At 74.6% G+C, this 7352-nt stretch carries 7 protein-coding genes; 2 read left to right on the top strand and 5 right to left on the bottom strand.

All coding sequences use genetic code 11. The features are described 5' to 3' along the window. Positions 1 to 16: 16 nt before the first annotated feature. The 4 genes from RB614_RS04975 to wrbA form a co-directional block, all read right to left on the bottom strand. Complete coding sequence (locus RB614_RS04975) at positions 17 to 1867, bottom strand: exo-alpha-sialidase (protein ID WP_308711146.1); 1851 nt, start codon at positions 1865 to 1867, stop codon at positions 17 to 19. Between the two features lie 63 nt (positions 1868 to 1930). Further along, positions 1931 to 3289 carry a hypothetical protein gene (locus tag RB614_RS04970; protein WP_308711145.1) on the bottom strand — a complete coding sequence of 453 codons (1359 nt, stop codon included), beginning with the start codon at positions 3287 to 3289 and terminating at the stop codon, positions 1931 to 1933. Between the two features lie 78 nt (positions 3290 to 3367). Beyond that, the gene (locus RB614_RS04965) at positions 3368 to 3832 is read right to left on the bottom strand and encodes a YflT domain-containing protein (RefSeq protein ID WP_308711144.1); all 465 of its coding nucleotides are present in this window, start codon (positions 3830 to 3832) and stop codon (positions 3368 to 3370) included. After that, complete coding sequence (gene wrbA / locus RB614_RS04960; protein ID WP_308711143.1) at positions 3829 to 4458, bottom strand: NAD(P)H:quinone oxidoreductase; 630 nt, start codon at positions 4456 to 4458, stop codon at positions 3829 to 3831. Before wrbA ends, RB614_RS04965 begins: the two co-directional genes overlap by 4 nt. Positions 4459 to 4612: 154 nt before the next feature. Here wrbA and RB614_RS04955 point away from each other — a divergent pair, with 154 nt between their 5' ends. Continuing rightward, positions 4613 to 4858, top strand: coding sequence for a DUF6458 family protein (locus RB614_RS04955; protein ID WP_308711142.1), 246 nt, complete (start codon positions 4613 to 4615; stop codon positions 4856 to 4858). 18 nt (positions 4859 to 4876) lie between these two features. Then, the gene (locus RB614_RS04950; protein ID WP_308711141.1) at positions 4877 to 6538 is read left to right on the top strand and encodes an FAD-dependent oxidoreductase; all 1662 of its coding nucleotides are present in this window, start codon (positions 4877 to 4879) and stop codon (positions 6536 to 6538) included. A 91-nt stretch (positions 6539 to 6629) separates the two neighbouring features. Here the strand turns inward: RB614_RS04950 and RB614_RS04945 are convergent, their stop codons facing one another. Further along, on the bottom strand, positions 6630 to 7307 hold the full coding sequence (locus RB614_RS04945) for a BON domain-containing protein (RefSeq protein WP_308711140.1): 678 nt from the start codon (positions 7305 to 7307) through the stop codon (positions 6630 to 6632). Positions 7308 to 7352 lie beyond the last annotated feature (45 nt).

Genomic DNA, 7352 nt, shown 5'->3' with positions numbered 1-7352 from the left:
CCGCCACCGCCCCCGGTCAGAACGGGAGGCGGAGCACCGCGCCGGGCACGTCGGCGCGGTTGGTCTGCCAGATGTCCCGGATCTCGGCCGCGGTGAGCGCCCGCCGGTACAGGCGCAGCTCGTCCAGCGTGCCGTCCAGCCGCTGGGTGCCGTCGAGGCGCTGGCCGGCGTACATCCGGAATGGACGGTCGGGGCTCACCGTGCCGACCGGCGAGGCGGCCGAGGCCACCTGCGTCCCGTCGACGAAGAGGCGGAGCGTGCCGCCGGCCCTTTGCAGCGCCACGTGATGCCAGGCGCCGTCGTCGTACGCCTGCGGGGAGACGACCTGGGCGCTGCCGTTCGCGGTCTGCAACCAGCCCCGGACGCGGTTGGCGCCGGGCTCGGCGCGCAGCCAGACCTGGGACACGCTGGTGCCCTGGTTGTACGCCCACAGCAGCGCCTGGTCGGCCTGCTTCGCGCCGTACCGCACCCACATGGTGGCGGTGAGGTCGCCGGTGCCGGCGGCGAGCGACTCGGCGAACGGCGGCTGCACGAAGTCGTCGGTGCCGTCGAGGTCGAGCCCGTCGCCGAACCGCCCGGCCACGCGGGTGGGGGAGCCGCGCAGGTACGCCTCGTTGCCGCTGCCGGAGGCGTCCGGCGTGGTCGGGCCGGTGGCGCCGTCGGGCAGCCCCAGCGCCGCCTCGGTGAAGCGGGCGAAGCGCACCTCGTCGCGGGCGTCCACGGTGCCGCCCTCGTACAGCAGGCCGAACTCGCCGCCGCCGAGCGCCGCCAGGTCGGAGTATCCAGAGTAGACGTCGGCGGTCACGTCGGTGCCCTGCGCGACCGTCTGCCAGCGGTTTCCCTGGTCGAACGAGGACCGGACGCGGATGTCCCGCCGCAGCGTGGGATGGGTCGGCGCGGTGAAGAGCACCCGGTTGTACCGGTCACCGTCCGCTGTGGACCGGATGACGAGCGTGGCGCCCTGCACCGTGTCGGCGGTCAGGCCGGGCACGCTGGCGAACGGCGCGGCGAACGTCTCGCCACCGTCCCGGCTCAGCGCGAACGCCCGGTTGACGCCGTCCTCGGTCTGCGTGTTGTCCCGCGCGGCCGCGTAGACGGTGCCGTCGGTCCGCTCGAACAGGCTCAGCTCCTGCGGCACGATCGTGTCGTTCGGGCGGATGTCCTGCGCGCCGATCTGCCAGGTCGCGCCGGCGTCGTCGGTGTAGACGAGCTGGGCGCCGGCCCGGCCGTCCTCGTCGGAGAAGTTGGTGCCGACCACGATGCGGCCGGCGTGCGTGCCGTGGCGCAGCTGGATGCCGTGGCCGGGGCCGGTCGCGTACCAGCCCCAGTCGGGGTGGTCGATCGCGGCGGCGAGGCTGCGCGCCCGCGCGCTCGTGTCCGGCAGGCCGTCGCTCCAGGTGCGGCCGTCGTCGGTGCTGACCTGCAGGTACGGCGTGCGGACCGCGCTGCTCGTGCTCGGGTTGAACGTGCTCAACAGCAGGATGGCGCCGGTGGCCTGGTCGACGACGGGCGCCGGGTTGCCCCGGGTGGCGGGGGCGGCCGGGTCGGCGTCGGTCCCCTCCAGCACCACCGTCGGCGGCTGGTCGAGCGGCGGCTGCCAGGTCCGTCCATTGTCGACGGAGCGGCGCATGACCAGGTCGATGTGGCCGACGTCGTGGCACCAGGAGACGCCGGAGATGCGCTTCTCCGCGAACGCCAGCAGCGTCCCCGCCTTCGTCCGGACGAGCGCGGGGATCCGGTAGCAGGCCGCGCCGAACGTGTCCCGGTCGAAGAGCACGGTGTGCGGCAGCGCCGCCGTGGCCGGGGGTGGCGACCCGACCGCCGAGGTCGTCGCGACGATGACAGCACAAAACAGCACAACTCGCATCCGCTTCACATAGGACATCCTATGTCGGCCATAGTCAAGATTCAATCGCTGCGTGGCGTGGGCTCAGGGCGCCGTCGGCACCGGTGTCGCCAGCCCCGCGAGGGCGGCGTCCAGGTCGGCCGGGCGCTCCCACAGCGCCCGGGACAGGCGGGCGTTGCTGCCGGTCCAGACCATCCGCAGCTCCGGTACGCCGCCGCGGTGGTCGAGGGCGAGCATCGGGCGGCGCTGCTGGTTGAGGCCGGTCAGGCCGAAGAGCGGGATCGGCCCGGTCGCCGGCCGCCCCAGCCCGGCACGCTCGCGCCGCCACGTGTCGTACGCCGCGGCGAAGCGCCACGGTGCCGACCGGGCGAGCCCCGTGTAGAGGGCGGCGACCCAGGCGTCGGTGTGCGCGGCGCGCAGGTAGCGGGTCGGGAAGCCGTCGAGCAGCGCCGCCACGTCGCCGTCGACGCGTACCCCGGCGGCCTCCAGCGCGGCACCGAGGTCGTACGCGTCGAGCAGGTCGGTGAGCGGGCGGGCCTGCTCCGGGCCCGCCACCTGCCACCGGTCGGCGGCGGTGGCGTCGCGGCCGGTGCCGCTCCACAGCCACGGCGTGGCGTCCCACCGGTGGTCCTGGTTGACGCCGATCAGCGGCTCGACGCCGAGCGCCAGCGCGCCGTCCCGCACCCGGGCGGTCAGCCAGGGGCCGCGCTTGCCCGGGTCGGGCCCGTACCGGGCCAGCGCCACCACGGCCCGCCGGGCGTACCGGCCGCCGCGGTCGCGCGGGAAGTGCCAGCAGAGCAGGGCCGGGTCGAGCCGGTCCAGGTCGCCGGCGAGCGCGTCGCCGGCCGGCACCAGCGCACCGGCCACGTCGGTGCGCAGGTCGGGCTGGGCCGCGGCCGCGTCGCGCCGCTCCACCTCCCGCCGCAGCCGGGCCCGCTCCCGCCGCGGGTCGGCCGCGGGCGGGGTGGCGCGCAGGGTGTGCCGGTACCCGTACCAGAGTCTGGCGGCGTCGACGACGGCCTGCTCGTCGGCGGTGACCGTGCGCTGCGCGGACGTGTCCCGGCTGTGTCCCAGCCCGTCGTCCGGGTCTTCCAGCATGGTGACCTCGAAGGCCGGTTCGCCGTCGCCGTCGAGGTCGTACGTCACGTCGGCGTCGCGCACCCACGAGCGCCGGTCGGGGGAGAGGCCACCCTGCCCGGGCGGGAGCGTGCGGCGTACCCGGATGGCGGTGACCTGGAGCCGCGCGGTGGTCGGCGGCTGCTCGCAGACCAGCCCGGCGGTGCCGGCGGGCAACGCGCCGTAGAAGTCGCGATACGTCTCCAGCGGCCCGAAGGCGGTCTCGATGCCCGCCTCGCGCAGCCGCCCGGCGATCCCGGCCAGCAGCGCCCGCCGCCGCTCGCGGTGCGGGTCCGGCGGTGCTGGGGGCGTGGTCGGCGCGGGCATGTGCCACGATCTTGCCATGGCCGCGGCGGCGTTACGCCGCACGACGCGAACCGACGCACCGCCTTCCTGAGCCGGGAGTCAGTGCGCCGGTACGCGGTCCAGCACGCGCATCGCCTCGTCCGCGCGGTCCGAGGCGACCTCGACCGCGTACGAGCTGGCCTGCAGCCCGCTCACCGACGAGAAGTCGCGGTGGCCACCGGTCAACGCGTGCGCCACCGCGCCGAACGCGGTGCCCCAGACCAGGCCGAGCACCACGGCCGTGAGGATCACCCACCACCAGCCGTCGGCCGCGAAGATGCCGATCAGCAGGCCGATCAGCAGGCCGATCCACGCGCCGGTCGCGGCGCCGGAGAGGGCCGCGCGGACCACCGTCATCCGGCCGGTGACCCGTTCGACCATGCGCAGGCCGGTGCCGACGATGGCCACCCGGTCGACCGGAAAGCCGTGGTCGGACAGGTGGTCCACGGCGTGCTGCGCGGACGGGTATTCGCGGTACGAGGCGACGGTCACCGTCGGTCGGCCGTCGACCAGCGTCGTCGTCATCGGGTTGACTCCTCCTTCGGCGTGAGCCGGCGGGTGATGTCGGCCAGGCGCTGCCCCTGGTACTGGGCGGCCCGCAGGGTCGGGTCGTCGGGCAGTTCGGCCGGCTGGCCGGTCGGCCACGACACGCCGTACGGGTTGCCGCCCGCCTCGTAGAGGACCGGGTCGGTGTACCCGGGCGGGACGATGATCGAGCCCCAGTGGGCGAACAGGTTGTACAGCGACACCAGCGTGGTCTCCTGGCCGCCGTGCCGGTTGATGCTGGATGTGAACGCGGTGGCCGGCTTGTCGGTGAGGACGCCGTTGAGCCACAGCCCGCCGGCCTGGTCCAGGAACTGCTTCAGCTGGGCCGACACCATGCCGAACCGGGTCGGCGTGCCGAAGGCGTACGCGTCCGCCCAGGCCAGGTCGTCCAGCCTCGCTTCCGGTACCACCTCGCGGGTCTCGTCGACGTGCGCGCGCCAGTCCGGGTTGGCGTCGATGGCGGTGTCCGGCGCCAGCTCGGGTACCCGGTGCACCCGCACGTGCGCGCCGGCCTTGACCGCCCCCTCGGCCACCGCCTCGGCGAGGCGGTGCACGTTGCCGGTCGCCGAGTAGTAGATGACGGCGATGTTGACGTCGTTGGGCATGCCCCAACGCTTCGCCGGGCCCGGGTGACGCGACCCCACCCAGCCCGGGTGACCAGGGCGGACGTGCCCGTCGAGGGTCGAGATACGTTCGGTTGGTCGGTCCCCAAGCGGCGGAGGCATATCCGTCCCCCAACGCGGCGGAGGCATTTGAGCAGTGGGCATCGGCGGGGGAATCTTCCTGATCACGCTCGGCGCCGTACTGGCGTTCGCGATCCAGGTCGATCCCTGGTGGATCGATCTGCAGGCGGCCGGCGTGATCGTGATGCTGGCCGGTGGCGCGGTCGTCCTGGTCACGCTCTGGTACTGGCAGGACCGCCGGCGGCGGGCTGCCGCCGCGCAGGCGCGGGTCCCACCCGACGACGTACCGCCGCCGCCCATCGACCCTCCCGCCAACGCGTGAGCCACCCCGAGGAGATCCGTGGACAGCACCGACGCCGCCGGCGCGTACTCGCGGCTCAACCGGGACCAGATCGAGGCGCTCAGCGGTTACGGCGAGCGGCGGCGGACCCGCGAAGGCGACGTCCTCGTCCGGGAGGGCCAGCGGCACCGCGACCTGTTCGTGGTGCTGAGCGGCGCGGTCGCGATGGTCGAGGGGTCCGGTACGGGGGAGGAACGCCTGGTCGGGGTGCACGGCCCGGGCTGGTTCCTGGACGAGGTGGGGCTGCTGACCGGGCGGCCCTCGTTCGTCTCCGCGGTCGTCCGCGAGCCGGGCGAGGTGCTCGCCCTGCCGGTGCCGGCCCTGCTCGACTTCGTGGCCCGCGACCCGCGGCTGGGCGACGTGATCCTGCGCGCCTTCCTCTGCCGCCGCGAGCAGCTGCTCGGCGCCGTCGCCGGCATCCGCATCGTCGGGTCGCGGTTCTCGCCGGACACCCGGCGGCTGCGCGAGTTCGCCGCCCGCAACCGCATCCCGCACACCTGGATCGACCTCGAGGAGGACGAGACCGCCGAGCGGCTGCTGCGGCGGATGCGGGTCGGCCCGGGGCAGACGCCGGTCGTCATCTGGCGGGACGGCCGGGTGCTGCACAACCCCACCAACGCCGAACTCGCCCAGCGGGTCGGGCCCGGTGCCGTCGACGAGCTGCCCGGCGCGATCGTGGACGTGGTCATCGCCGGCGGCGGCCCGGCCGGCCTGGCCGCCGCGGTCTACGGCGCCTCCGAAGGCCTCGACGTCGTGGTGCTGGACGCGGTCGGCGCCGGCGGGCAGGCCGGCACGTCCCCGCGGATCGAGAACTACCTCGGCTTTCCCGCCGGCATCTCCGGTGCCGAGCTCACCGACCGGGCCGTGGTGCAGGCCGAGAAGTTCGGCGCCGCGATCGCGGCACCGGCCACCGCCGTCGCCCTGGAACGGCGGGACGGCTACCACGCGGTCCGCGTCGGTGGCCGCGAAGGGGTGGTGCGCGCCCGTACCGTCGTGGTCGCCACCGGCGCCCGCTACCGGCGGCTCGACGTACCGCGGCTGGCCGACTTCGAGGGGACCAGCGTGTACTACGCGGCGACGGTGGTCGAGGCGAGGTTCTGTGCCCGGCGGCCGGTGGTCGTGGTCGGCGGCGGCAACTCCGCCGGGCAGGCGGTCGTCTTCCTGCTGCAGCACGCGGCGTCGGTACGCCTGGTGATCCGCCACGCCGACCTCGGCCGGGACATGTCCCGCTACCTTGTCGACCAGATCGAGCGGGACGGCCGCGTCGAGGTACATCGCGACAGCAAGGTCTGCGGGCTCGCCGGCGCGGACGGGCGGCTGGAGTCGGTGGAGGTCGAGCACGAGCCGACCGGGGAGCGCCGCTCGCTCGACGCCGGCCTGCTCTTCGTCTTCGTCGGCGCCCAGCCGTGCACCGACTGGCTGGGCGGGCTGGTGGCGCTGGACGAGCAGGGCTACGTGCGTACCGGCCCGGCGGTCGGCGGCCCCGTCGCCGGCGGCCGCCCCCCGGACCTGCTGGAGACCAGCGAGCCGGGAGTGTTCGCGGTCGGCGACGTGCGCAGCGGCTCCATCAAGCGGGTGGCGTCGGCGGTCGGCGAGGGTGCCATGGCGATCCGCCTCGTGCACCAGCACCTGGCCCGCCTCGGCCGGCTCTCCGAGGGCTGAGCGCCGGCATCCGGGGCTCAGCGAGCGGAGCGAGCCAACCGGCGGAGCCCCGGGGCCGGCGACCGCCGTACCCCGGGACCCGGTCGCGTGGTCAGGGCTCGATCGCGATCCGGTTGACGACCGAGGTGACGCCCGGCGCGGACCACGCCACCCGTTCGCCCTCCTGCTTCTCCATCCAGGACCGTACGGCGCCGGTGAGCGTGACCCGGTCACCCTCGATCTGGACCTGGATGTTGGCGGCGTCCGTCTCCACGCTGCGCACCAGCCCGTCCTGGATCCGGCGCCGCAGGTCGTCCGGGGCCGGCCGCACGCGGGGGCGTACCGAGATCAGGTTGGTCGTCCCGCGGACCCCGGAGAGCCCGCGGACCGAGCGCTCCGCGGCCCGGCGCTGGTACTCCCACTCGACCTCGCCGCGCAGCGTGATCCAGCCCTTGGAGACGGTCACGTCGATCCGGTCGGTCGGCACGAGCGCGTCCCACTCCAGGGCCCGCGTGGCCGCCGCGGCGACGTCGGTGTCCGAGCGCTCGGCCGAGCTGGGCAGCCGTACCTCGACGTCGTTCGCGACCGCGCGTACGCCGCGTACCCGCTGGGCGGCCCGCTCGGCCGCCCACTTCTTGACGAACGTGTCCACCGCGCCGGTGAGGGTGACGATGCCGTCCTTGACCGCGACACCGATCTCGTTCGGCTGGAGCCGGGCGTCCCAGCGGATCTCCGCCATCGAATCCTGTTGGATGTCCTCGTCGCCACGTGTAGCAACGGCGGTGGTCATTGCTTCCCGTCCTTCCCACAGATGACCGTGTGAACCGCCAAGTGT

The sequence above is a fragment of the Phytohabitans maris genome (assembly GCF_031085175.1).
Lineage (GTDB): Bacteria > Actinomycetota > Actinomycetes > Mycobacteriales > Micromonosporaceae > Phytohabitans > Phytohabitans maris.
The sequence above is the reverse complement of the archived record's forward strand: the minus strand, read 5'-3'. Positions and strand labels throughout refer to the sequence as shown.

Excerpts from the sequence above, each read along its gene's own strand:
- RB614_RS04975 (WP_308711146.1), bottom strand. The coding sequence starts at position 1,867 with ATGCGAGTTGTGCTGTTTTGTGCTGTCATCGTCGCGACGACCTCGGCG.
- RB614_RS04970 (WP_308711145.1), bottom strand. The coding sequence starts at position 3,289 with ATGCCCGCGCCGACCACGCCCCCAGCACCGCCGGACCCGCACCGCGAG.
- RB614_RS04965 (WP_308711144.1), bottom strand. The coding sequence starts at position 3,832 with ATGACGACGACGCTGGTCGACGGCCGACCGACGGTGACCGTCGCCTCG.
- wrbA (WP_308711143.1), bottom strand. The coding sequence starts at position 4,458 with ATGCCCAACGACGTCAACATCGCCGTCATCTACTACTCGGCGACCGGC.
- RB614_RS04945 (WP_308711140.1), bottom strand. The coding sequence starts at position 7,307 with ATGACCACCGCCGTTGCTACACGTGGCGACGAGGACATCCAACAGGAT.